At 46.3% G+C, this 26408-nt stretch carries 22 protein-coding genes; 18 read left to right on the plus strand and 4 right to left on the minus strand.

Annotation, left to right across the window (positions count from 1 at the left end; translation table 11 throughout):
* Window positions 1-392 precede the first annotated feature (392 nt).
* Genes D2V93_RS15625 through D2V93_RS15635 form a run of 3 tightly spaced genes read left to right on the plus strand, consistent with a single transcriptional unit; the run spans window position 393 to window position 3506 of the window.
* Window positions 393-1673, plus strand: coding sequence for a DUF5690 family protein (locus D2V93_RS15625; protein ID WP_119620068.1), 1281 nt, complete (start codon window positions 393-395; stop codon window positions 1671-1673).
* The gene (locus tag D2V93_RS15630; RefSeq protein ID WP_119620069.1) at window positions 1663-2835 is read left to right on the plus strand and encodes a TIGR03364 family FAD-dependent oxidoreductase; all 1173 of its coding nucleotides are present in this window, start codon (window positions 1663-1665) and stop codon (window positions 2833-2835) included. Before D2V93_RS15625 ends, D2V93_RS15630 begins: the two co-directional genes overlap by 11 nt.
* On the plus strand, window positions 2832-3506 hold the full coding sequence (locus D2V93_RS15635) for a phosphonatase-like hydrolase (protein WP_119620070.1): 675 nt from the start codon (window positions 2832-2834) through the stop codon (window positions 3504-3506). The genes D2V93_RS15630 and D2V93_RS15635 overlap by 4 nt, the downstream gene beginning before the upstream one ends.
* Here the strand turns inward: D2V93_RS15635 and D2V93_RS15640 are convergent, their stop codons facing one another.
* Window positions 3507-4073 carry a helix-turn-helix domain-containing protein gene (locus D2V93_RS15640; protein ID WP_119620071.1) on the minus strand — a complete coding sequence of 189 codons (567 nt, stop codon included), beginning with the start codon at window positions 4071-4073 and terminating at the stop codon, window positions 3507-3509.
* A 270-nt stretch (window positions 4074-4343) separates the two neighbouring features.
* Between D2V93_RS15640 and D2V93_RS15645 the strand changes: the two genes are divergently transcribed.
* From D2V93_RS15645 to D2V93_RS15695, 11 genes are all read left to right on the plus strand, one after another.
* Window positions 4344-7553 (plus strand): SusC/RagA family TonB-linked outer membrane protein, encoded by a 3210-nt coding sequence (locus tag D2V93_RS15645; protein WP_119620072.1) that lies wholly within the window; start codon window positions 4344-4346, stop codon window positions 7551-7553.
* A 19-nt stretch (window positions 7554-7572) separates the two neighbouring features.
* Entirely contained in the window at window positions 7573-9021 is a 1449-nt protein-coding gene (locus D2V93_RS15650; protein ID WP_119620073.1) for a SusD/RagB family nutrient-binding outer membrane lipoprotein, read from the plus strand.
* A 75-nt stretch (window positions 9022-9096) separates the two neighbouring features.
* Window positions 9097-10755, plus strand: coding sequence for an alkaline phosphatase family protein (locus D2V93_RS15655; RefSeq protein ID WP_119620074.1), 1659 nt, complete (start codon window positions 9097-9099; stop codon window positions 10753-10755).
* Window position 10756: 1 nt separating this feature from the next.
* Window positions 10757-12031, plus strand: coding sequence for a ComEC/Rec2 family competence protein (locus tag D2V93_RS15660; protein WP_119620075.1), 1275 nt, complete (start codon window positions 10757-10759; stop codon window positions 12029-12031).
* On the plus strand, window positions 12018-13379 hold the full coding sequence (pbfA, locus tag D2V93_RS15665; protein WP_245978263.1) for a (R)-1-hydroxy-2-aminoethylphosphonate ammonia-lyase: 1362 nt from the start codon (window positions 12018-12020) through the stop codon (window positions 13377-13379). The genes D2V93_RS15660 and pbfA overlap by 14 nt, the downstream gene beginning before the upstream one ends.
* Complete coding sequence (locus tag D2V93_RS15670; RefSeq protein WP_119620077.1) at window positions 13379-14974, plus strand: fibronectin type III domain-containing protein; 1596 nt, start codon at window positions 13379-13381, stop codon at window positions 14972-14974. Before pbfA ends, D2V93_RS15670 begins: the two co-directional genes overlap by 1 nt.
* A complete protein-coding gene (locus D2V93_RS15675; RefSeq protein WP_119620299.1) occupies window positions 14971-16041 on the plus strand; it encodes a sulfatase-like hydrolase/transferase in 1071 nt (356 codons plus the stop codon). The genes D2V93_RS15670 and D2V93_RS15675 overlap by 4 nt, the downstream gene beginning before the upstream one ends.
* A 137-nt stretch (window positions 16042-16178) precedes the next feature.
* Entirely contained in the window at window positions 16179-16811 is a 633-nt protein-coding gene (locus tag D2V93_RS15680) for a Crp/Fnr family transcriptional regulator (RefSeq protein ID WP_072880809.1), read from the plus strand.
* A 63-nt stretch (window positions 16812-16874) separates the two neighbouring features.
* Window positions 16875-18608 carry a SulP family inorganic anion transporter gene (locus D2V93_RS15685; RefSeq protein ID WP_119620300.1) on the plus strand — a complete coding sequence of 578 codons (1734 nt, stop codon included), beginning with the start codon at window positions 16875-16877 and terminating at the stop codon, window positions 18606-18608.
* A gap of 57 nt (window positions 18609-18665) precedes the next feature.
* Window positions 18666-20075 carry an MBL fold metallo-hydrolase gene (locus D2V93_RS15690; RefSeq protein WP_072880811.1) on the plus strand — a complete coding sequence of 470 codons (1410 nt, stop codon included), beginning with the start codon at window positions 18666-18668 and terminating at the stop codon, window positions 20073-20075.
* Window positions 20076-20201: 126 nt separating this feature from the next.
* Entirely contained in the window at window positions 20202-20528 is a 327-nt protein-coding gene (locus D2V93_RS15695; RefSeq protein ID WP_313795052.1) for a rhodanese-like domain-containing protein, read from the plus strand.
* Between the two features lie 29 nt (window positions 20529-20557).
* On the opposite strand, the gene D2V93_RS15700 is transcribed toward D2V93_RS15695, so the two are convergent.
* The 3 genes from D2V93_RS15700 to D2V93_RS15710 are packed head-to-tail and all read right to left on the minus strand — an operon-like array spanning window position 20558 to window position 23132.
* A complete protein-coding gene (locus tag D2V93_RS15700; RefSeq protein WP_119620079.1) occupies window positions 20558-21454 on the minus strand; it encodes a sterol desaturase family protein in 897 nt (298 codons plus the stop codon).
* Between the two features lie 2 nt (window positions 21455-21456).
* On the minus strand, window positions 21457-21906 hold the full coding sequence (locus D2V93_RS15705) for a monoheme cytochrome C (RefSeq protein ID WP_119620080.1): 450 nt from the start codon (window positions 21904-21906) through the stop codon (window positions 21457-21459).
* Window positions 21907-21911: 5 nt separating this feature from the next.
* Window positions 21912-23132 (minus strand): sulfite oxidase, encoded by a 1221-nt coding sequence (locus tag D2V93_RS15710; RefSeq protein WP_072880819.1) that lies wholly within the window; start codon window positions 23130-23132, stop codon window positions 21912-21914.
* A gap of 173 nt (window positions 23133-23305) precedes the next feature.
* Between D2V93_RS15710 and D2V93_RS15715 the strand changes: the two genes are divergently transcribed.
* The 4 genes from D2V93_RS15715 to cydB all read left to right on the plus strand — a co-directional run bounded on the left by D2V93_RS15715 (window position 23306) and on the right by cydB (window position 26405).
* Window positions 23306-23512, plus strand: coding sequence for a YgaP family membrane protein (locus D2V93_RS15715; RefSeq protein ID WP_072880821.1), 207 nt, complete (start codon window positions 23306-23308; stop codon window positions 23510-23512).
* A gap of 220 nt (window positions 23513-23732) precedes the next feature.
* A complete protein-coding gene (locus tag D2V93_RS18910) occupies window positions 23733-23861 on the plus strand; it encodes a hypothetical protein (protein ID WP_256621088.1) in 129 nt (42 codons plus the stop codon).
* Window positions 23862-23988: 127 nt separating this feature from the next.
* Complete coding sequence (locus D2V93_RS15720) at window positions 23989-25362, plus strand: cytochrome ubiquinol oxidase subunit I (protein WP_119620081.1); 1374 nt, start codon at window positions 23989-23991, stop codon at window positions 25360-25362.
* 5 nt (window positions 25363-25367) lie between these two features.
* Entirely contained in the window at window positions 25368-26405 is a 1038-nt protein-coding gene (gene cydB, locus D2V93_RS15725) for a cytochrome d ubiquinol oxidase subunit II (RefSeq protein WP_119620082.1), read from the plus strand.
* Window positions 26406-26408: the final 3 nt, after the last annotated feature.

A 26408-nucleotide genomic window follows, 5' to 3' on the forward strand; every position in this document is an offset into this window, starting at 1 on the left:
TGATTCTTTGGCCCAAGGTGAAAGGCCGAAAGGGTTAGTTTGTTCTGTTAATTAAATTGGTCATTCGTATTTCAAATAACTCCAATGATCGTCCCTCTTTTGAGTGCAATCCGTTTCAAAATTCAAAAGGGGTATGACGGTCTCTTGCCCTGCTAATATAATCGGAATTTTCCAAAATACGGCTGACCGTCAGCAATCACTTGCGGAATGTTTCCATAATGGTATTGGGAAAACCTTCTAGGGCTATGGGTCATTTTTTATGAAAAATGAAAGCAGGAAAGACAAACTGTTTTTGCTAACATTTTTTTAATCTTAAAGAGAAGATGGGTTTATACTAATTTGAGTTATTTGAAAAATAATTTTATTATTTGTAAACTTTTCGATGTAAAAATATGCTCAAGAAACAGTCAAGCTTGGTCTTTGTGTTGCACGCATCACTTGCTGCTTTTGGAGCTTATTTTTGCATGTACGCCTTCAGAAAGCCTTTTTCGGTCGCCACTTTTGAGGGTATGGCCTTCATGGGGATCAATTACAAAATTTTGTTGGTCATCGCCCAGGTTTTGGGATATGCCCTCTCCAAATTTGTGGGGATAAAGATCATATCGGAGCTCAAGTCCAGCAAAAGACTGCTTTTTTTCATCGCATTGATCCTGTTGGCCGAACTGTCACTGATTTTGTTCGCCCTTGTCCCCGCACCCTATAACCTGGTTTTCATGTTTCTGAACGGCCTGCCTTTGGGGATGATCTGGGGCATTGTGTTCTCCTATATCGAAGGAAGAAAGTTTACTGATATCTTGGGCGTTGTGCTATGTGCAAGTTTTATTGTGTCCAGCGGCGTGGTCAAGTCGGTGGGGCTCTATGTGATGGATTTTTGGGGTGTGAGCGAGTTTTGGATGCCCTCCGTCACAGGTGCTTTGTTCTTTTTGCCCCTCTTGTTGTGCGCTTACCTGTTGCAAAATGTACCACCGCCTACGGCAGAGGACATCGAATCACGAACAGAACGTGTGCCCATGACTGGGGCGGATAGGAAACGGTTGGTCAAGCAATTCTTCTTTCCCCTGCTATTGGTGGTTGTGTTTTATACCTTCCTTACCGCTTTTAGGGACTTTAGGGACAATTTTGCCCGCGAGCTTTGGGACAGTATCGGATACCAAGGGGACATTTCGGTATTTTCCACATCGGAGATCATCATCGCAATAGTCGTGCTCGTGATCATTGGTTCCATTTTTTACATCAAGGACAATTATAGGGCCTTGCTGACCTATCATTTGCTGCTCCTATTGGGGGCATTGGTGCTTGGCATCTCCACGGTGATGTTCCAAACGGGGGTCTTGGATTCCTTTCTATGGATGGTCTGTACGGGTTTTGGGCTCTACATCTGTTATGTACCCTTCAACTGTCTCTTCTTTGACCGGTTCATCGCCACTTTTAAAATCAAGGGAAACTCAGGTTTTCTGATCTATATTGCCGATGCCTTTGGATATATGGGCAGTGTGCTGGTATTGCTGTATAAAAACTTCGGACAGGCCAAGCTGTCCTGGCTCAATTTCTTTGTGTATGGCACTTATGCCGTGGCACTTATCGGGATAGTGATCACCATTGTACTGTTCCTTCATTTTGGGGCAAGACGAAAATCTGAACAGACCAACAAACAATTGGATTATGGACAATAGATATGATGTTGTGATAGTGGGCGGCGGCATTTTGGGTACTTTTCATGCTTATCACGCACTGGAACAGGGGCTTAAGGTCTGTTTGCTGGAAAAAGATGCCTATCCGCAAGGGGCGACCACCCAAAATTTTGGACAGGTGGTACCCTCCGGGATGAATTCCAAATGGCAAAAATTGGGTAGGGAGAGTCTCCGTATTTATAAGGATATCCAATCCCAGTTTGACATCAGTATTCGCCAAAACGGGACGGTCTATCTGGCCTCCAATGAAGAAGAGGAACAGCTTTTGGTAGAGCTCAGGGCCATCAACAACAACAATGACTATGCCTCCCGAATGCTCACCAAAGGGGAATGTATGGACCGATATCCGGGACTGCGAAAGGAATATGTGAAGGCCGGACTCTTTTTCCCCGATGAGGTTACCGTGGAACCAAGGACCATGATCCATAGACTGCAAGAGTATTTGACCACCCAAAAGGGGTTGACCATGAAGACTCATTTCACTGTGGTGTCCTGTGAAAGAAATGGGGATTGGACAACGGTGAGGAGCACCAGCAATGAAGCCGTGTTGGCCAAAAAAGTGATCATTTGCAATGGAAGTGATTTCAAGAATCTATATCCTGAGGTGTTTGCCCAGAGTGATCTGGAAGTCTCCAAGCTGCAGATGATGCAGACCAAGCCGCAGAAAGACTATTCCCTAAAAGGTTCTATCTTGACCGGGTGGTCCATCAGAAGGTATGAGGCGTTCCATGAGTGCCCATCATTTGCCCAGGTCAAACAAAATGAGCCGGCGGACAGCCTTCAAAAAAAGTGGGGTGTGCACATCCTTTTCAAACAGGCGATGGATGGTTCGGTGATCTTGGGCGATTCGCACCAATATGCCGATGTGGATAAGATGGAAGACCTAGGGTATGACCTGGATATGGACATTGATCATTTTATGCTGGAAGAGGCCAAAAAAATAATGGAACTGCCCACTTACGAAATTCAAAGAAGATGGTATGGCATGTACTCGCAGTGCAAGACAATCGATATTTTCCAAAAGACCATTGACGAGCATATACACATCGTCACCGGAATTGGGGGTAAAGGAATGACGGGAAGTGCAGGTTTTGCCAAAAAGAACATTGCTACAATTTTTAATAAACAGAGAATCAACCTATGAAGGAAATAAAACTTGCGGTTTTTGATATGGCCGGCACCACGGTGAACGAGGACAATGTAGTGTACAAAACGGTCAAGAAGGCTTTGGCCAAATCAGGAGTGGAGGTCACGCTGGACACCGTGTTGGAATTTGGTGCGGGAAAGGAAAAGTTCAAGGCCATTTCCGATATCTTGGAGGAGACGCAAACCAATGGGGTGGATGCCAAGGCCGTGTTCGAAGATTTTAAAGTGATGCTGAGGGAGGCCTATGAAAACCTTGAAGTGACATCCTACGATGGCGTTGAGGAACTGTTCGGGGTTTTAAGGGCCCATGGGGTGAAAGTGGTGCTCAATACGGGCTATGACAGGAAAACAGCACAATCCCTTTTGGACAAATTGGGATGGATCGTTGGACTTCAGATCGATGGCCTGATCACGGCCGATGATGTGGAGAAGGGAAGGCCTTCTTCGGAAATGATAGACAAGGCCATGGAAATGTTCCGCATAACAGATTCGGAACAGGTGCTCAAGGCCGGAGATTCCGTAATCGATATTGAAGAGGGCAAAAATGCCAACTGCGGCATCACCGTGGGAGTGCTCACGGGAGCGCAGACCCGAGAGCAATTGGAGACCGCAGACCCGACCATGATTCTCGATTCCTTGAGCGAACTGGCCAAGGTTTTGTTCCCTTGATCAAATAAAGAAATAGACCACTAACATCTTGGAGGCCACTATGCCACGATTTACGGGAACATGGGGGATTCTACCATCAAAGAAAATGGAATCCCCTTCTTGTAGCAGTACCTCTTGGTCCCCAATCTCGTAATAGCATTCCCCGCTCAGCACATATTTGAACTCGAAGGCGTCCGTGACCACTTTGTCACGCTTGGAGTTGGGCTTTACTTCAAGAAGTACACTTTCAAACCCTACCGAGTTCAATTGCTTGCCAAAAATGTAACTGTAGCTGAATCCTATCGCCTCGTCCTCCTTTTCAATAAGGGTATGGTCGTCCTTTCTGGAAACTAGGAAGTTTTGGCCGTTCACCTTGGGCATCCCATCAAAAAAAGCAGTCATTTCGGTCCCGAGCGCACCAACGATCTTCAAGAACACGGGCAGGGAAGGTATGGTCCTTCCGTTTTCGATGCGGGAAATGAGCCCAGCGGTCACTCCGGCATCGATGGCAACTTCACTGATGGTCTTTTTATTGCCCTTTCGGATTTCTTTGATCCGTTTGCCTATACCGATGAGATAGTCTTCCATAATATGTCTTTAATTAGGTATGCCCATTTTCAATAACCATAAATACTAAAAAAACACGATAAACCCTATGATGGGGCTTGTGAACATTGAAAAGTACTGTTTTTGAAGCAGTTTAAAAAGTGAATATTTGTAAATAATGTTTACCTAACATTCCAAGGATTCTTTTAACCATTCCATATCCTTTTTTTAATCTGTATAGCGGCATGTCTTAACTCTTGTGTTGGATATTTGTTGATAAATAATTAACCAATTTTTACAAATATTCAACAAATGAAAAAATCAATCGTAGCGTTTTTACTTGCCTTTACCGTAAGTATCATAGGCTATTCACAAGGCACCTTTTCAGGAAAGGTGGTGGATGAGAACAACGTGCCACTTCCAGGGGCATCGGTGGTTGTTAAAGGTGGTAGCGTAGGTGTTGCCACGGATTTTGATGGGAACTTCCAGATTGAACTTTCGCAGGGAGGGGAAATATTGGAGGTATCCTATATAGGATATGTGTCCCAAGATTTTGACACGACGGGAAAGACCACGGCAACCATAATGTTGCAGCCCGATTCACAACAATTGGACGAAGTGGTGGTAACGGCCCTGGGCATCCAAAGGGAGACCAAGAAACTTGCCTATGCCGTCCAGAAAGTCTCCGGGGAGGAAATCTCGGAGGCAAAGGAGACCAATGTGGTGAACTCACTGGCCGGTAAAATGGCAGGGGTGCAGGTCACCGGTGGAAACTCGGGAGTTGGATCCACTTCGCAGATCATCATTAGGGGTGAAAACTCATTGAACCCCAGTCCAAATGCCAACTCCCCGCTATTTGTGGTCGATGGTATACCAATCAACAACAATGTGAACAATACTGGGAGTGAGGGCAATATGGGTGTTGACTATGGTAATGGTGCCATGGACATCAATCCGGACGATGTGGAGACCATGACGGTACTGAAAGGTCCCAATGCCACCGCACTTTATGGTTCCAGAGGGGCCAATGGCGTCATCTTGATCACTACCAAATCAGGGAAGGGATCCAAAGGAATCGGGGTTTCATACACTAACAACACCACGTTTGAAGATTTGTTGACCTTGCCGAAGTACCAAAACCGCTACGGACAGGGGTCCAATGGACAATTTGCTTTCAACGATGGGGGACAGAACCGCTCCTTAACGGGTGGTATCAACGATCATGTGGACGAGAGCTGGGGCCCTGCCTTGAACGGACAGTTGATCCCTCAACACGATAGCCCCACCACAAGTGGTCTGCGTGCAGGGGATGTCCATGTAAGACCAAGGAATTCGGATGGTACTTTCGCCGACGAGATCATAGCCACTCCGTTTTCACCACAGCCAAGCAATATTGATGATTTCTTCAGGACCGGGTTCACCCTGAGCAACAATATTGCCCTGACCGGGGGCAATGAGGATGGGAATTTTAGGGTGTCCTTTACCGACCTTCAGAGCGAGAGCGTGATCCCAAACTCCAATTTTAAAAGAAGGGCCTATCAGGTGAACGGATCGTATAACCTAACGGATTGGTTGAAGGTGACCGGTTCCATGAACTACATCAATTCCAATTCACGCAACCGTCCGAACAACTCTTACGGTACCGAGAACGTAATGTACCTCTGGATTTGGTTTGGCCGTCACATCAACATGAACAATTTAAGGGATTACTGGCAGCCCGGTCTGGAAGGGGTGCAGCAATTCAACTACAACTATAATTATCACGACAACCCGTTCTTCACGGTTTTCGAAAATACCAACGCCTTCAACAAGGACCGCTTGATCACCAATCTCAGGGCGGATATTCAGTTGGCCAAGGGCCTTAGTTTCATGTTTCGTTCCGGATTCGATTATTCCAACGAACTGGACAAGCGTAAAAGGGCCTATTCCACCCAGCGTTTCCCGAACGGACAGTATCGGGAGGATTTCATCTATGCCTATGAACAGAACACGGATTTCTTATTGGCTTACAATACAGAGATTAATCAAGATTTTGATTTTGGGGTTTCTTTTGGTGGAAACCACCGTTCGGCAAAGAACAGGTACCAGCGGATCAGTGCCAACTCACTGTCCATCCCCGGCATCTACAATTTTGGAAATGCTGCCGAACCGTTGACACAGAGCGATTATGATGGAAAGTTCACTGTGAACAGTCTCTATGCCTTTTCGAACGTTTCCTACAAAGACTATGCATTCTTGGATGTGACCGCACGTAACGACTGGTCCTCCACACTGCCCGATGGCAACAACAGCTACTTCTACCCATCCGTGGGATTGAGCTTTATCCTTTCCGATATGTTCACCATGCCCCAAGCCATCAGCTTTGCAAAGCTTCGGGGAGGTTGGGCCAGCGTGGGTAACGATACGGACCCATACAATTTGGCCGCTACCTATGGTTTTGGAAACACGTTTAACGGTTTCTCAAGGGTATATTCACCGTCAGAGTTGAAGTTGTCCGACCTTAAGCCTGAGCGTACCAACTCCTTTGAGGTAGGTGCCGATGTAAGGTTCTTTGGTAGTCGATTGGGCTTGGACGTAGCAGCCTATAAATCGGTGACCAACAACCAGATCCTTTCCTTGCCCGTGTCCAATACATCAGGCTACAGCACTAGGGTCATCAATGCTGGGGAAGTGGAGAACAAAGGCTTGGAGGTTACTTTGACAGCCACCCCGGTCCAAACCGATAGCTTTAGCTGGAACACCAATATCAATTTCACCGCGAACCGCGGAGAGGTCAAGGAACTTACCGATGGGTTGGATAGCTATTTGGTAAAATCCAACTACCTGCAAGTCGTAGCGGAAGTAGGAGGCCGTATGGGAGATTTGTACGGAACAGGTTTCGAGCAGGTCACCGATAAAAGCAGCCCTTATTATGGACAATGGATCATTGACCCCAATTCTGGTCTTCCCATTAGAAGCAATGAACTCAGAAACCTTGGAAACTACAATCCAGATTTTATGGTCGGTTTCCAGAACAGCTTCAGCTATAAGAACTTCAGGTTTGGATTCTTGTTCGATTGGAGGCAGGGAGGTGTTTACCATTCCAGAACGGTTGCCATAGGGGGAACAACAGGGATGTTGGACTTTACGGTTCCCGGACGTGAATCAGGAATCGTTGCCCAAGGTGTGATCGACAATGGGAGCGGGTCCTATACCCCCAACACTACCAGTGTGAACGCATCCAATTATTACTCCCATGTGTACAATAGGGGCAATGAGCAAAGCTCCATGTTCGATGCCACCTATGTAAAACTGAGAGAGGTGAAACTAGGGTATACCTTCCCAAGGAAATTATTGGAGAAGACCCCGTTGAAATCGGCATCCGTTGCATTGGTTGGCCGTAATCTGGCCTTGTGGACGGAGAACGACCATGTGGATCCCGAGACCATTTCCCTATCCGGAGGCTCCATTGTTCCCGGTGTTGAGGATATGGCCCTGCCGAGCACCAGAAGCTTCGGTCTGAATCTAAACGTAGAATTTTAAATACCCAAGAATCAAGAAGATGAAAACATCAAACGTCATAACATCACTATTGTTCGCAGGAAGCGTTTTGGTTTCCTGTACGGAAAATTTTGAGGAAATCAACTCCAACCCGAACGCCCCTGAACAAGTAAGTGCCAACCTGTTGTTGTCCACCGTGACTTCCGAAATTACCCGACAGCTTACCCAAGAGGGCTACAGCGACGGAAACACCATCACCCAGCTGATGGCCAAGAACAACTTTCCTGGTTTTAGCCAGTTTGACTGGGGAGATCAAGGAATGTGGAACCTGTTTTACAGTTATTTGCCCGAGATCAATGATATTTTGGAAATTTCGAGGGCCGAAGGCACACAGAACGCCACTTATGAAGGTATCGCCCTGACGATGAGGGCCCTTTGCTTTGCCAACCTTACGGATCTTTATGGCTATGTGCCCTATACAGAGGCCATGTCCGGGGAGAGTTCGGGCATTTTTACCCCAAAATATGACGATCAGGAAACCGTGTACAACGGTGTGCTCCAGGATTTGGCCGATGCCGATGCCGCACTGGCCAAAGGAGAGACCATTGCAGGGTCAACAGGTGATGTCATCTATGATGGTGATGCTGCACAATGGAGAAAATTGGCCAATTCACTGCGTCTTCGCTATTTGATGCGAATATCGAAAAGAAGGGATGTTTCCGCAGAAATGCAGGCCATTGTGAACGCAGGAAACTACATCAGCAACAATGCGGACAATGCCACATTGGTATATAGCGGCACGTCCAACACCGACTCTTGGCCAGAAAGCACCGGTCGTATTGGCGGGTTCGACGAAAAGAGCTTGTGTACTACACTATTGGATTATTTTGAGCTGTTCAATGATCCTCGCTTGGATATTTGGTTTGACCGAAACAGCGATGGCGAATGGGTGGGAATACCCATCGGTCTCAATCAGGACAATGCCCGTGCCTATGATGACCAGTACAGCCCAAGCCGTTTGGATGTGGAACTGTTCTATTTTTCAAGAACGGCAGCCCAGGCATATATCATGAAGAATTCAGAAGTTCAGTTCATCTTGGCCGAAGCTGCGGAAAGAGGTTTTATCACAGGTAGTGCCGAAACGTATTATAATGAAGGGATAAGGGCCAGTTTGTCCTATTGGGGAGTTTCCGATGCGGACATTGAAACTTATTTGCAAGGAGCTGAGGTACAATACGATGGTTCTTTGGAATTGTTGCTGACCCAAAAGACCATTGCCCTTTGGAATGTGGACTATCAAGGATGGATGGACTATAGAAGGACCGGCATGCCCGCTTTGGAAACTGGCCCGGATGATCTAAACGGAGGGCGCTATCCTGTCCGTTTCCTATATCCTTCTTCGGAACAGACCCTAAACAAGGCCAATTATGATGCAGCGGTCCAAGCCATGGGAGGTGAAGGGGATGATATCAACACACCTGGTTGGTGGGAAACAGGAAACAGATATTAAAGATTTGACCATTTAAATAACCGACAAATGGTTGCCCTGGAAACAGGGCAGCCATTGTTGTTAAAATAAAAATTCATGTTGAAGAACGTATTCTTTGTGACTGCTTTGGTCACGGTGTTTTTATCGGCCTGCTCACGAAATACAGAGAATAGCCCTGATATACAACACATTGTGATCATCGGCGTGGACGGTATGAGTCCCAATGGGATCCAGAAGGCCCATACGCCTATGATGGACTCCATGGTTCAAAATGGAGCGGCCACTATGCATGCCCGTTCCGTATTGCCGTCAAGTTCCAGCCCCAATTGGGCCAGTATGATCATGGGGGCCGATACCGAACAGCATGGGGTCACCTCCAACGGATGGGAAAAGTTTGACCATCAATTGCCACCCGTAGTAGCGACCAAAAATGGAACCTTCCCAACCATTTTCACCTTGTTCCACGACCAACAGCCCGAAGCCCATGTAGGGGCAATCTACGATTGGGATGGCTTTGGACGTTTGTTCGAAAAGGAGGACGTCGATTTTGATATTGACGGGGACCACGAGGACAATACCACACAACAGGCCGTAAACTACATCAAGGAACATACTCCCAAGTTCACCTTTGTGCATTTGGATCATGTAGATCATGCAGGCCATGCCTTGGGCCATGGGAGCCCAGAATATTACAAGTCCGTAGAAAAGGCGGACTCTTTGATTACCGAAATTGTCAACGCGACCAAGGAAGCGGGCATTTTTGAAAAGACCCTGTTCATTGTTTCTGCCGATCACGGTGGAATCGGTTTTGGGCACGGGGGTGAAAGTTTGGCCGAAATGGAAATACCCTTTATCCTTTATGGTGCAGGAATCAAAAAAGGATATCAGATTGAAGAGACCGTATACCAATACGACAATGCAGCCACGGTGGCCTATGCTATGGGATTGCAAACTCCCCAGTCATGGATCGGGAGGCCCACTAAAGGAGCTTTTATCGGTAATGAAAAACCCAACTTGACCTATAAGCGAAAAGAGCAGATAACCCAACCAAAGATTCTTCCGGATGCAGGCTATTTTGAGCCTGCAGGAGGAGTTTTTAAGGCGGATTCCGTTGCGGTGGTAATGCAGAACCCCAACAATGTGGGTGAAATCAGGTATACCATAGGAAACGCCGTTCCTACGATGGAAAACAGCAAGGTGTATCAAGATACTTTTTACCTGAAACAAACCGAGATTGTAAAGGCCGGAATTTTTCAGGGTGACCAATTGTTGAGTACGATTGCAGAGGCCAATTTCAGGTTGGTTCCTGAAACCAAGGAAGACCCTGTTGCCTATGCTATTTATTACGGGGAGGGGATGGACAAATTACCCAATTTCGCTACCTTAAAGCCTGTTAAAGAAGGTTTTGTTGCCGAATTTTCCCATAAACAGGCCTTGACGGAAGATGTGCAACAAGAACAGGGGGCCTTGGTGTTGGAAAGCTATTTGGATATTCCTGAAGATGGGAAATATGGCTTTTTTGCCAATAGTGATGACGGGAGTAAACTCTACGTGGATGGAAAATTGGTGGTGGACAACGATGGGGACCATGGGGTCATGGAACGTGGCGAAGCTATTGAACTGACCAAAGGCAAACATTTGGTCAGGGTGGAGTTTTTTAACGGCGGGGGAGGCTACCACTTGGATGTAAAATACCAAGGAGTCCACATCCCGAAACAGATTATCCCTGCCAACCATTTATATAGAGAAAAATAAAATGTATATCAACCTCAAAAAATCAGGTGTTTTGGCCACTCTATTTCTTATGGCCTTGGTGGTCAAAGGCCAAAAACAGCAATTGCCTGCTTGGGAACCTGGTTTTTTGGACATCCACCATATCAATACCGGTAGGGGTGACGCCGCTTTTATGGTTTTTCCTGATGGCGCTACGATGCTGGTGGATGCCGGGGACATGTCCGAGACCCATCCGAGGACCACGTCGAGCAGAAATGCCGAATTGGTTCCGAACAGGTCAAAGACCGTACCCCAGTGGATCGTGGATTACATCGACCAGTTTCTGCCCAAAAGACAAGAACGAAAATTGGATTATGCCCTTATTACCCATTACCACGACGATCATTTTGGAGAAATAGATTCCTTGCGAAAAATAGCTCCAGGGGGGTATCAATTGACCGGTATTATGGAAGTGGGGACCCTTATTCCCATCAAAAAATTGATAGACCGCGGATTTGAATTCCCCATCAACCTGAAAGATCCCAAAGTACAGGCAGAGGAACGTTTCTCTAGCGATGCCTATGGTATGATACCGACCTTAAAGGAGTATTGGAAGTTCATCGATTATCAAGCAAAAAAAGTTGGCTTAATCAATGAGCCATTGAGCGTGGGCCGTTCGGATCAAATCGTTCTAAAAAATAATCCAAAGGATTATCCAACTTTTTCAATACGGAATATTGCCTCCAATGGTAACATTTGGACAGGCTATGATGATTCCTTTTACCCCTTGTTCAGACAGGGAGAATATCCAGGGGAGAATCCGTTGAGCAATGGTATCCGAATCGATTACGGCAAGTTCAATTATTATACCGGAGGGGATATTTCCGGCATAGACGGCATGGGTCAGACCAATTTGGATGCTTTGGAATCCCACGTGGCCCCGGTAATCGGTCCGGTGGATGTGGCCACACTCAACCATCACGGCAACCGCGATTCACAGAATCCATTTTATGTTCGGACCATCCGGCCCCGTGTCTGGATCCAACAAAATTGGACTGCCGACCATCCGGGCGAGGAAGTTTTAAGAAGGATCACCTCAACACAATTGTACCCTGGGGAACGGGATATTTTTTCAACCATTATGCTCCAAGGCACCAAGGATGTGATCGGGGGCAGGTTGGATCAATATAAAAGCCAAAAGGGGCATATTGTGATCCGGGTTTATAATCACGGGAATTCATACGATATTTATGTGTTGAACGATTCATCGGAAGAAAGGGAAATACTAGCGAAATATGGACCATATGAAGCACGATAGGCACAACGCGGAATCTGTTGTGGAAGGCGACATCAACCTTACCTCTGCCAGGGGTGAATGGTTAAAGGAAGAAGTAAACGACCAAACCAAGGAACTGTTGGAAAAGGATGCCAAATACTTTTTGCACCAATCCATGTCCACCCCCTGTTTGGACGTTTTAAAAAATTGCGAAGGCTCTTATTTGGAGAGTATCTCTGGGAAACGATATCTGGATTTTCATGGGAACAATGTGCACCAAGTAGGGTTTTCCCATCCCAAAATGGTGAGTGCGCTTATGGGACAACTTCAGGAACTTACGTTTTCAACCCGAAGATACACCAACGAAAAAGCCATCCAGTTTGCGGAGGAATTGACATCCTATACCCCAAAAGGGCTAAATCGAATTTTACTTACCCCAAACGGAAGTTCTGCCATCAGCATAGCCTTGAAACTGGCCCGTGCGGTAACGGGCAAGCATAAAGTAGTTTCCTTTTGGGATTCGTTCCATGGGGCCAATTTGGATGCCATCAGCGTAGGCGGTGAATCTATCTTTCAAGAACATATGGGGCCATTGATGCCCGGTGTGGAACGTATTCCACCACCTATAACCTATCGCGGTATTTTTGAAGGGAATGAAGAAAAAGCCCTGGAGTATTTGGAGCATGTGTTGTCCAAGGATGATGAGATCGGTGCTTTTTTGGCCGAAACCATCCGCAACACCGATGTGCAGATTCCATCCGCCAAATATTGGCAAGGCGCCCGTGAACTATGTGATAAGTATGGGGTGCTGTTGATTTTGGATGAAATTCCGATTGCCTTCGGACGCACCGGAAAAATGTTCGCCTACGAATTGTTCGGTATTGAACCCGATATCCTCTGTTTGGGCAAAGGCTTGGGTGGAGGTATTGTTCCCCAAGCGGCCATTGTGACCCGTGAAGAGTACAACCGTTTCGGGCATATTTCTTTGGGACACTATACCCACGAAAAAAGTCCAATGGGCTCAGTGGCCGGATTGACCCTTTTGGAAATCATTGAAGAAGAAAAATTGTTGCAAAAGGTAAAGGCAGATGAGGAATTCATGAAAAAGGCCCTTTACAAAATGCACCGAAAATATTCCCTGATTGGCGATGTGCGTGGGGTGGGTCTGTTGTGGGGTATCGAATTGGTCACCAACCGGACCACCAAGGAAAAAGCGACCGCCGAAGCCGAGGAAATCATGTACGAATGTTTAAAAAATGGGTTGAGTTTCAAGGTTTCCAAAGGAAACGTGCTGCAACTCTCACCTCCCTTGACCATTTCTCGGGAAGAACTGGAAAAAGCCTTGGAGATATTGAACGACGCCTTTCTAAAAACAAATGCCATAGCCTAATGAAAAAAATCAACCAACTACTTATCTTTTTGTTTTTGGGCATTGCCCCGATGATGGCCCAGTCGGAGCCACAGATCTTGGTGCAACCCTATCTGCAGAACGCCGAACCCAATTCGATCATCATCATGTGGGAGACCACCAATGGCGAGGAAAGCATCGTTGAATATGGAACCACTCCAAAACTGGGCAAAAAGACCCAAGGTAGGGCCGAAGACATCAACTTTTCGGATTCTAGGGTGCATACCGTGAAGTTGACAGGTTTGGAACGCTTTACTGAATACTTTTATCGGGTAAAGACAGGAAAGGCCAAGTCGGACATCTATCAATTTAAAACGCCGCCCTTTGCCAGTGATGAGGAATCGTTCAACATCGTTGCCATGAGCGATATGCAATACGATAGCCAAAATCCGAACAAATTTTCCGAAGTGGTGAACGAGGGCATCATTCAGTATTTGAAAAAGGAATACGGAGGCAAATTGCCCGATAATCTGGCCATGATCATGATTCCGGGCGACTTGGTTTCAAGTGGGAGCGAATACTACCAGTGGAAGGAACATTTCTTCGACCCTGCACAAAAATTGTTTGCTGAAGTGCCAGTATATCCTGTTTTGGGAAACCATGAGCGAAACTCCATTTTTTACTTCAAATATTTCAGCCTGCCCGAAAATGGCACCCCTGCCTTTGCGGAACATTGGTGGTACAAAGATTATGGAAATACCCGTGTGATCGGACTCAACTCCAACGAAGGGTACCGAGATTTGAAAGATCAATACCAGTGGTTGGAAAAGGTTTTGGCAGATACGGAAAAGGATGATAATATCGACTTTGTTTTTGCCCAACTCCACCATCCTTATAAATCGGAGCTTTGGATTCCAGGAGAGGAAGAACCCACAGGAAAAGTGGTAAAAATGTTGGAGGAGTTTTCAACCAAAACGGGTAAACCCAGTATTCACTTTTTCGGTCATACCCATGCCTATTCCAGGGGACAGTCCAGAGATCACAAGCATTTGTGGATCAATGTGGCCTCCGCCGGTGGTGCCATCGACAATTGGGGGGAGTTTGAAGGCAGGGATTACGATGAGTTCACCGTTTCCCAAGACGAATATGGTTTTGTGATGGTGGAAGTGGACGGTAACCGAAAAGACCCCAAGTTCACTATAAAAAGGATCAGTCGTGGCAACGAAAGCAAGCTTAGGGACAATGAACTTCGCGATAGTATTACCATTTGGAGATTGGAAAAGAAACCCGAAACCCCCAAAACAGTTTCGCCTGCAAACAATGTGGAAGTTGAAGATGAATTTGCCACGTTGAAGGCTGGGGAATTTTCAAGCCCGATCAATGGAGCTTTCCATGCTGCCGCGCATTGGCAGGTTTCTGAAACCAAGGATTTTGAAAAATTGGCACTGGACAGTTGGAAACAATACGAAAACTGGTACTATGAGGAAGACCGTCAAAAAGATGACGACCTTACCGACGAAAGAACCAAAAGATTGAAACCTGGAACCACTTATTATTGGAGGGTCCGTTACCGCGACCAAAACCTCAATTGGAGCGATTGGTCCGAAACAGCATCATTCAAAACCAAACAGAAATGAAAAAAAAGATATTGCTTTTCGTTGCCCTGGCAGCTTTTCTAAAGATCAATGCACAGGAATCCGACACCAAGGTCATTTTGATTACGTTGGACGGCTACCGTTGGCAGGAACTCTTCACGGGTGCCGATCCGTTATTGATCGGCAACAAGGAGTACGTTCATGAAGTAGACGCGCTAAAGGAGGCTTTTTGGAAAGAAACTCCCCAAGAAAGAAGAGAGGTCCTGATGCCTTTTTTCTGGACCCAAGTGTCCAAAATGGGCCAGTTGCATGGCAACAGGAACTTGGGCAGCAAAGTGGACCTGACCAACAAGATGTGGTTTTCCTATCCGGGCTACAACGAAATCCTGACCGGGGCTGCCGATGACAAGAACATCCGCAGCAATGATAAGGTGCCCAATCCCAATACCACCATTTTGGAACGGTACAACAACATGTCCGAAGGGAAAGGCAAAGTAGCTGCTTTTGGCAGTTGGGATGTGTTCCCGTTCATCATCAACGAAAAACGTTCCGGTGTTCCCGTGAATGCCGGTTTTGAAACGGCTACAGGCAACTTGAACGAAAGGGAAAAATTCCTGAACCAACTTCAGGTTCAAATTCCAAGTCCTTGGGGCAGCGTTCGTTTGGATGCCTTCACCCATCACTATGCCTTGGAGCACATGAAAAAAGCGCATCCGAAGCTGGTATTTGTCTCTTATGGGGAAACGGATGACTTCGCCCACGATGGCGATTATCAAGCGTATCTGAAATCGGCCCACAACACAGATGCTTTGATCAAAGAGCTTTGGGACTTTACCCAACAGGATGATTTTTATAAGGATCAAACGGTTTTTATCATCACCACAGACCACGGCAGGGGCACTGAACCTTTGGATACTTGGAGAAGCCATGGAGCGGACATCAAGGGAGCTGACCAAGTTTGGATGGTCACTTTTGGAAAGGGGATTAAAGCCTTGGGCGAGGTAAAACAAGAAGAACAATTGCATTCCGATCAGATTGCACCCACGCTATTGAACATATTGGACGTTCCTGTACCCAAAGAAATGGGAGGATTGCCCCTAAAGCTTTAGTTTAAGTAGGTTTTATTTCAGTTAATTAGTATGTTCAAGGCCCATACCTTAAGGTATGGGCCTTGCAGTTCATGGAAATGCGAAATCTGGACATGTTTTTTCCAAAATGGTTACCTTAGGAGGGCGATTTCTACAACATGAAAGAAGAACTTTTAGAGACGTTTAGAGGACATTTTGAACAACCCCTGATCGATGAGATCTTGGAGGTAGGTAAATTAATGGAGGTTCCAGCCGGGGAGACCATCATGGATATTGGTCAGTACATCAGGAGCATTCCTTTACTGCTTTCTGGAGCCATAAAGGTCCTGAGGGAAGATGAGGAAGGGGACGAGTTGCTTTTGTACTATTTGGAACAAGGAGAGACCTGTTCGGTCACCATGGCCTGCTGTATGGGGCATACCAAGAGCGAGATCAGGGCCATTGCCGAGACCGATGCCAGCATTGTGATGATCCCCGTGCAAAAAATGGAAGAATGGATGGGAAAATACAAAGGATGGCGCAACTACGTCTTCGAAAGCTACCACAACCGCTTGAACGAGTTGTTACAGACCGTGGACAGCATTGCGTTCAAGAACTTGGACCAAAGGTTGGTGGACTATCTTAAAAAGAAGGTGGAGGTGACCAACGACAACAAGATCCAAAGCACCCATCAGGAGATAGCCTATGACCTGCATACCTCAAGGGTAGTGGTTTCCAGATTGTTGAAAAAGCTCGAAAAAATGAAGAAACTGGTACTGCACAGAAGCTACATCCAAGTTGTGGATCTGTAACTTTGTGCCCTAAGTTACCGTGGGTTGTCCTTGGGCTTCCTATTTTTGCATAAAACCTACCACATGATCAAGAGGTTCTTTCCATTTTTAGCATGGATGGCCACATACAATAAGGTATTGCTGCGCGGTGACCTTACTGCGGGCATTACCGTGGGAATCATGTTGGTACCCCAGGGAATGGCCTATGCCATGATTGCGGGACTGCCCCCAATTTATGGACTATACGCCGCTTTGGTGCCCCAGTTGGTATATGCCCTTATGGGAACATCACGACAGTTGGCCGTGGGCCCTGTGGCCATGGATTCCTTGTTGGTCGCAACGGGTGTTGGTGCATTGCGATTGCTCAATGAAGAGGACTATGTTGCAGCTGTACTTTTCTTGACACTGCTCATTGGGGGACTGCAACTTTTGATGGGGTTTTTCCGGATGGGATTCTTTGTCAACTTTTTGTCCAAACCGGTCATCAGTGGGTTTACATCGGCCGCGGCCATTTTGATCAGCCTGGGACAATTGAACCATATTTTGGGCACCAACTTTGTCCAGACCAGTAGGGTACATGAACTGATTCCCAATATCATCGGGAGTCTGGGGTATATCCATTGGCTTACCTTTGGGTTGGGTGTGGGGTCCATCGCATTGATATTCCTGTTGAACAAGGTCAACAAAAAACTGCCGGTTCCCTTGCTGATGGTGGTCCTCGGCATCTTGGCTGTGGTGATCTTCGGTTTGGAGACCAAGGGAATCCACATTGTGGGCGATATACCAAAAGGGCTTCCCGGTTTTCAGGCCCCTGAGTTCCAATGGGACAAGATGGGCCAACTGATGCCCATAGCCATCACAGTGGCATTGTTTGGGTTCATGGAGTCCGTATCCATTGCCAAGACTGTCGAAGAAAAGCACCCGGAATACGAACTGGATCCCGATCAGGAACTTCGGGCACTGGGCCTTTCCAATGTTTTAGGTTCGTTTTTCCAGTCTTTTTCGGTATCGGGAAGTTTCTCAAGGACCGCAGTGAACGATCAAGCCGGGGCCAAAACGGGGATGTCCCTGATTTTTAGTACCCTGATCATTGCAGGCGTGCTACTCTTCTTGACCCCTTTGTTCTATAATCTCCCCGCAGTGATCTTGGGTGCCATCATCATCGTTTCCGTGGTGGGCCTTATCGATATCCAATACCCTTTGGCCCTCTGGAAAAACAGAAAGGACGAGTTCCTACTACTGGCCGCTACGTTCCTGATGACGCTCTTTATCGGGTTGATGGAGGGGATTTTGTTCGGCGTATTGTTGTCCCTGATGCTGCTGGTCTATAGGATATCCAAGCCGCACATGGCGGTCTTGGGAAGGATCAAGGGCACCAACTATTTTAAGAACATCGATCGTTTTTCGGGAGATGTTGAAGTGGATGCCGATAAACTGGTCATCAGGTTCGATGCCCAATTGTATTTTGGGAACAAGGATTATTTCAAAAAGCAGCTCTATCGGCAAATGGCCAAAAAAGGCCCCGTCCTAAAATACGTCATCCTGAATGCGGAACCCATCAATTACATAGACAGCAGTGCCTCGGCCATGCTGGAACGCATCATATTGGACTTCAGGCAAAGGGGCATCCAGTTCTTGATAGCAGCGGCCATAGGCCCCACAAGGGATATTCTGTACAGTAGTGGGATCGTTGATATCCTTGGGGAGGAAAACCTGTTTGTCCAGACATTTGATGCCGTGGACTCTTGTTCCGAAAAGAAGGAAAGGAGTGTCATGCAGAAAAAGATAACATTACAGTCCAAGACAAAGAGTTTGTAACTTTGGTGACTGCGCGATACAGCGCACCATATTAATTTTGTTGAAAAATCAGAGGAGATGAAAATAGAACAGATATATACCGGATGTTTGGCACAAGGAGCCTATTATATTGAAAGTGAAGGAGAAGCCGCCATTATAGACCCGCTTCGCGAAGTGGAACCCTATCTAAAAAGGGCCAAGGACGAAGGGGCCGTCATCAAGTACATTTTTGAGACCCATTTTCATGCCGATTTTGTGAGCGGTCACGTCACCCTTTCCAAGGAAACGGGCGCACCGATCATTTATGGCCCAACGGCCCAACCCGCTTTTGAGGCCATTATTGCTAAAGATGGACAGGAGTTCCCTTTGGGAAAATTGACCATCAAAGTGCTGCACACCCCAGGGCACACCATGGAAAGCACCACTTTTTTACTAAAGGACGAATCAGGAAAGGACCATGCCATTTTTAGTGGGGACACCTTGTTCCTCGGTGATGTAGGTCGTCCAGACCTGGCCCAGAAAGCGGCCCACATGACCCAGGAAGAGTTGGCCGGGACCTTGTTCGATAGCCTTCGGAACAAGATCATGCCCTTGGCTGATGATGTGATCGTGTATCCGGCCCATGGAGCCGGTTCCGCCTGTGGAAAGAACATGATGAAGGAAACGGTGGATACCTTGGGCAACCAGAAAAAGATGAACTATGCCCTTCGGGCGGATATGACCCGGGAAGAATTCATCAAGGAAGTGACGGATGGCCTTTTGCCTCCCCCACAATACTTTCCCCTGAACGTGAAAATGAACAAGGAAGGCTATGAAGATATCGATACCGTTCTGGAAAGAGGAACGCAGGCCCTTGGTCCCGATGCCTTTGAAGCTGCCGCAAACGAGACGGGGGCCATAGTGCTGGATGTTCGCCATCAAGATGATTTTGCCAAAGGTCATGTGCCCCGTTCCATATTCATTGGACTGGATGGAAGCTTCGCCCCTTGGGTAGGCGCATTGATCGCCGATGTGAAGCAACCCATACTCCTCGTGACCCCGGAAGGAAGGGAGGAAGAGACCGTTACCCGACTTTCAAGGGTCGGTTTTGACCATACATTGGGCTATCTCAAAGGAGGCATTGAGGCTTGGGAAAAAGCAGGTAAGGAAATCGATACGGTGGATAGCGTGAATGCCGAGCAATTGAAGACCCTCATGGAAAAAGGGGTGCCGGTATACGATGTGCGAAAGGAATCGGAATTCAATGCGGAGCATGTGGAAAAAGCCCATTTGACCCCGTTGGACTATATCAACGATTACCTAGCGGAATTTCCAGAGAAAGAAACCTTTTATGTCCATTGTGCCGGGGGCTATAGGAGTATGATCGCTTCCTCCATCCTGAAGAGCAGGGGCATCCATAATTTGGTCGATGTCACAGGAGGTTTTGCCGACATCAAAAAGTCCGGGATTCCCGTAACGGACTATGTGTGTCCCACTACGTTGAAATAAGGCCCGGACAACTTCGGAATAAATTCAAGAAAGTTGGTTTTGTGTAACCATCGTTACTGACCCCGATGGGTTGGGTGGGGTATTTTTGACCCTTAAAACTACGATACAATGTCAATATTCAGCTTTTTGTTCAAAGAACAAAACCTTCCCGATGAAATTCAGATCATGGATCGGGAAGCATACAAAGAAGCCATTTCCAAGGGCAAGGTCCAATTGGTGGATGTCAGGACCAAGGGGGAATTCATGTCGGGCCACATCAAGGGAGCCAAGAACATTGATTTTTTTCAAGGGTCTGCATTTGAGACCGCTTTTTCAAAACTCAGAAAGGATGTTCCCATATACATTTATTGTCAATCGGGAAATAGGAGCCAAAAGGCAGCCAAGAGACTCGTAGACCTTGGATTTACGAAGGTATACGACCTTAGGGGAGGATATAGGTCCTGGAGCCATTGAACGAGCTATTTGGGATTGTCCTTGAGATCTCAAAAGGGGTTGGATCCCTCTTTCCCCTTGTTTCTTTTGAAGCCATAGATCAATTGGCTCCAAAATCCTTTCGGTAGTTGATCATCGCCCGGAAAACCGAGTGCAATTTTTCCACTGCTCTCCGGGATATAATTTGTTTTGAACAGATAGTCCCAAATACTCAGGCTGATTCCGAAATTTACACCATACGAACCTTCGGGAATGGAGTAGGCATGGTGGTACAGGTGCATCACGGGATTGTTCAGGATATATTTCAGCGGACCATAGGTGAGTTTGATGTTGGAATGGTTGAAATGCCCAATGGCTATGGCGGCAAAATGTACAATATAGGCCTGCTCTGGTTCGAATCCGCCCAGTACCATTACCCCCAAGGTCTTTAGCGGTTTGTAGAGGATGTTCTCCATCCAATGGTACCTCAAATGTGCCGCAAACCCCATTTCTTTGACACTGTGGTGTACTTTGTGGAACTCCCAGAGCATGGGATATTTATGCAACAATATGTGGGTGAACCACTGGACAAAATCGAGCAGGATGAAAAAGACCAAGAGTTGTGCCCATTGCGGCCAATGACCCATCTCTACAACAGCCAAAGTTTTGGAAGAAATGCCCACATCCAAAAAAAGGACCCCCAGAACCTTGTACACCCCATTGATGACGATGGCAAAAATGAAAAAATTGAAGAACATATAAAATGCATCCAACCAGAAGTCCTTTCGGAAAACGGATTGTTCCCTACGCCAAGGAAATAGGATTTCCAAGGCCCAGACCAGTAGGGAAATCAAGATCAGGCCCCAAAAATAGTTAGTGTACCAAGGCACTTCAAACCAAATGGATTTCCAGGTCCAGTTGACCGTCCCTACAAAACCGTTCATAAAGGCCTTTACGTATGCTTCCATAGTCATTTTAGTTCATACCAATCAATATCTTCCAAGTTTTGCCTTCTTCCCTGCTCTTTTGGGGCATAGTTTTTTGACAAATAGGACAAAATCAGTGCTTCGTTCGCTCCCAGGTCCCATAGGTTTTGGGTCTCCTGCATCCATGTTATGGTCGCTTTCCACCCTTCTAGGTCCATTCTGTTCTGGGTTACCAATTTGGCAGAATGGCAGCCGGTACAGTTCTGGATGGTCGCTTCCATGCCCTCATCCACCACAAAACCTGTAGCCACATGGACACCGTTTTCAATTTGGTCGAAATCGGCAATAGGTTCTTTCATTGGAATTTCTTCATAGGTAGGGGGCGGGGTATAATTCGCCCAATAAAAAAGTCCCATAAAAATGACCACGATCAATCCCAAAAATGCCCAAAGTGCTTTGGACAGTGCACTGACCTGTTTTCGAAAGTCCTCCATCACCTTTAAACGATTTTGACCGCTATGCGATGACAGGCATTGTTGAGATAGCCTTTGGGGTTCCAACCTGGCAATACCAAGGGTTGGGCTTTTCCATTGGAATCCGTGGCCTTGGCCCAAACTTCATAATACCCCTTTTTGGGAAAGGAAATCGAGGCCTTAAAATGTTGCCATGCCAATCGGTTCACTGGTTTTTCGAGAGAACATTGGTGCCATGTGCTTCCAAAATCAATGGAATATTCCATTTTTGAGACCTCTAGCTCACCGGCCCAAGCATGTCCGTTTATGGTCAAGGACTTTCCATTTTTGATCAATGCACCACTTTTGGGAAATGTGATCAACGATTTTACGGGCATGGATTCGATGATGCACATATTGGCATCATCCACCTCACTGCCGGGAGCCACAGTCTCGCAGGGCACTCGGTACGAACTGCCGCCCATCTTTTCGCCATCGTGTTCCTTGTTTCGGACACTGATGCGGTTGAGCCACTTGCCCGAAGTGGAAGCGGGCCAACCACCGCAGACCAATCGTAATGGATGACCGTGCGCCAAAGGGATGTCCTCACCGTTCATGGCAAAGGCGAGCAAGGTTTCATCTTGCAATGCCTTAGCAATGGGAACGCCCCGGGAGATGGGCTCTTTTTTCGGGTCTCCGCTCAAATGGGTGTCCGCAGCATGGTAGCCGATATAAACGGCATCAGATGTGATTCCTACATCTTCCAGTACATCGCGCAAACGAACCCCGGTCCATTCGGCACACGAAATTGCCCCAACGGTCCATTGGTTCCCCTTGGCCGGTGGATTGAACTCGCTTCGGCCATTTCCACCACATTCCAAGGCCAATTGATAGGTATGGTGTCCAAATTTGGATTTTAATTCGGAAAGAGAGTAGGTTTTTTTGTTTTTAACGGATTCACCATCGATGGTGAGGGTCCATTTGGACACATCAATGCCTTCTGGGATGTTCCCGTTGTTTCGAATGAACATGTATTGGTTCGGTGTCACCCTATCGTTCAATAAATGGGCCTTCGCCTCCATGTTCCAAGGGCGATCGTTCAAAACGACCATTTCCTTGTCTTTGTGGAACATTTTAAAAGGGTCCGGATCCTGAAGGCCCAAAGGGCGGTATCCTTCCGGCATGAGACCTCCATATACAATCTCAATACCCAAGATACTGGCCATGCTGGCCAATGACATTCCCAAAGTGAATTCCCTCCTGTTCATAAAATAGAGAATTAAATGTACCGTAAAAATAAGTAAAGCTATGTAACCAATGTTACCATTTGCTTTTAGATGAACCTGTACATTTGGAGTAATGTTCTGATAATCAAAAAATGGGATGGAAAGCTGCCCCAATTTTTGGTACCTTGTAGGGTGAGAATCATAAACTGACAATTATGAAAAAAAACATGGGCGGTGCAGACCGCACGATTCGGATCATCCTGGCACTTGTAGTAGGGGCATTGTACTACTTCAATATGATCACAGGAACGTTGGCATATGTGCTGCTTGCCTTGGCGGCCATATTTGTCCTGACAAGCTTTGTTAGCTTTTGCCCTTTGTACACCCTTTTTGGGATCAATACGTGCAAGGTCAAAAATTAGTTTTTTTGGTTGGTTGATAAAAAGAGCCGCTCTTTTTAAAGAGCGGCTCTTTTATGTGACAAAATGATAGATCTCGTTTTATAAAGCACTCTTTTTTTGAAGAATGCTGAAGAGTGAAAAATTTTAAATCAATGGTTTACAATAACTTCTACATGAGAATTATCATGTTTTGAAATCAGTTTTGCCGTTAAATTTGATTAAACTTTAAAATCAATACATTGTGAAAATATTCAATAGCATCCCTTTGGTATCTTGGGAAAACGGCATCTGGATGATAGGATTGTTCGCCGTTGTGGTCATTGTGCTCGTAGGTGCGGTTTTCGCCTTGATGAACAGCGGAAAAAAGTAGGATTTTATTCATACATAAAGTTTTAACATGATGATTTGGCATTGTTGTGTTAAAACTCTATTTTTTGTAACATGGGTGACATAATAAGATAGTTTTCAGGGTTATTTTTGATGTCAAAATCATACCCATGGAAACGGAAATACTCGCCCGTATTCAATTTGCCTTCACAGTTGCGTTTCATTACATCTACCCTCCCTTAAGTATTGGTCTAGGCCTGTTGTTGGTCATTTTTGAAAGTATCCATATCAGGACCAAAAAGGAAATCTACCATAAATTGGCTCGATTTTGGACCAAGATTTTTGCACTCACTTTTGGGATAGGTGTGGTCACAGGAATCGTCATGGAGTTTGAATTCGGGACCAACTGGGCCGTGTATTCCAGGTATGTGGGCGATGTTTTTGGCAGTGCCCTTGCGGCCGAAGGTATTTTCGCCTTCGCTCTCGAAAGTGGCTTTTTGGGCATATTGCTCTTCGGATGGAACCGGGTAAAACCTTGGGTCCATTTGGTTTCCACAATAGGAGTGTTTTTGGGGTCCATGTTCTCCGCTATCTGGATTGTGGTAGCCAACAGTTGGCAACAGACCCCCGCAGGATTTCACATTGTGGGAGAAGGTATGGATGCACGAGCCGAGATCACTGATTTCTGGGCCATGGTGTTCAATCCATCCAGTGTGGATAGGTTAACGCACGTTTGGCTGGGGGCATTTTTGGCCGGTGCCTTTTTGGTCATGAGTGTCCATGCCTATTACTTGGTCAAGGGAAAGTATATTGAAATTTCAAGAAAGGCGTTTAAGATTGCGCTGATCGTGGCTACCATATTTTCATTGGGGCAATTGTACACGGGACATCAATCCGCAGATGGTGTGGCCAAAAACCAGCCCGCAAAGTTGGCTGCATTGGAGGGGCATTATGAGGAATCAGCTCCGGCTGACATGTATATCATGGGTTGGGTGGACCAGGAAAACCAAGAAGTATCGGGGATCAAGATACCAGGAGGACTTTCTTTTCTGCTGGACTACGATTTTGAAACCCCGGTGACAGGACTCAATGCCTTTCCTGAGGATGAACGCCCATCCCAAGTGAATGCCGTATTCCAATTCTATCACATCATGGTCGCCATTGGAATGACTCTGATCTTCCTGACCTTGTTTGCCAGTTTTCTATTATGGAGGGGCAAGCTCTTTCAAAAGAAATGGTTGCTCTGGATATTTGTGTTTGCCGTGTTCCTGCCCCAAATTGCCAATCAGGTAGGTTGGTTTGCCGCAGAAATGGGAAGACAGCCTTGGGTGGTCTATGGTCTTTTGAGAACCGACGAAGCCTTTTCACAAGCCGTATCGGATAACCAGATTCTATTTTCACTGATCCTGTTCTTTTTGATATACGCCTTGTTGTTCTCCTTGTTCATCTATCTATTGCACAAAAAGATCAAACATGGGCCATACGAAGAAGCAGAAAGTGACGAAACACCCTTTGGCGGAACATTGACTCACATGATTAACTAAGAAATATGGAAACATTTTTAGGATTGGATTATCCCACATGGTGGTTTTTGGTAGTTGGTGGTTTGTTCTCCGGATATGCCATCTTGGATGGTTTTGACTTTGGGGCGGGCGCTTGGCACCTCTTTCTAAAGAAAGAGCAAAGCCGTAGGATTGCCTTGAATGCAGTGGGACCCGTTTGGGATGGTAACGAGGTATGGCTGGTGATTGGCGGTGGGGCCCTTTTTGCAGGTTTTCCGCTGATGTATGCTACGCTGTTCTCCTCCCTTTATATCCCATTCATGTTGTTTTTGCTCTTTATCATCTTTAGGGCCATTTCCATCGAATTTAGGGGCAAGGAACCCATGTTGTGGTGGAGAAAGCTTTGGGACATTTGTTATAGCATCTCCAGTATCATGTTGGCCTTTTTGCTTGGGGTGGTGCTGGGGAATGTGCTTCAGGGTATTCCAATTGATGAAAATTATCAATATAAAGGCGGTGTCCTTTTTGAATTTTTGAATCCCTACGCCCTGATGACCGGATTTACCACCTTGTCACTTTTTATGGCACATGGAGCCATCTTTCTGCTGTTGAAGACAGAAGGCAGATTATTTGCCAAACTGACGAGATTGTTGAAAAGAGGAATGATCTTTTTTATGGTGAGTTTTTCCATTACCACGCTCTACACCTTGATCTACATTCCCCATCTTTCGGATGATTTCAAGAGCAATCCATCCCTTTTCGTGATTCCTTTGCTGACCTTTTTGAGCATTGCCAACGTGCCTCGATTGGCCGAACGGAGAAAATACAAATGGGCATTCCTGTTTTCATCATTGACCATTGCCTTTTTGTTGGTTTTGGTGGCGGTTGAATTATATCCCGTACTCCTTCGTTCCACTATCGATCCTAAATTCCATATCGATATTTACAATGCCGCTTCCTCTACCAAATCGTTACAGATCATGTTGACGATCGTGGCTATCGGTACTCCTTTGGTGTTGTTCTACACCATTTTTGTGTACAAAACATTCTGGGGCAAGGTCAAGTTGGACGAGACCAGTTATTAGTTG

It is taken from the genome of Flagellimonas taeanensis (genome assembly GCF_003584105.1).
Lineage (GTDB): Bacteria > Bacteroidota > Bacteroidia > Flavobacteriales > Flavobacteriaceae > Flagellimonas > Flagellimonas taeanensis.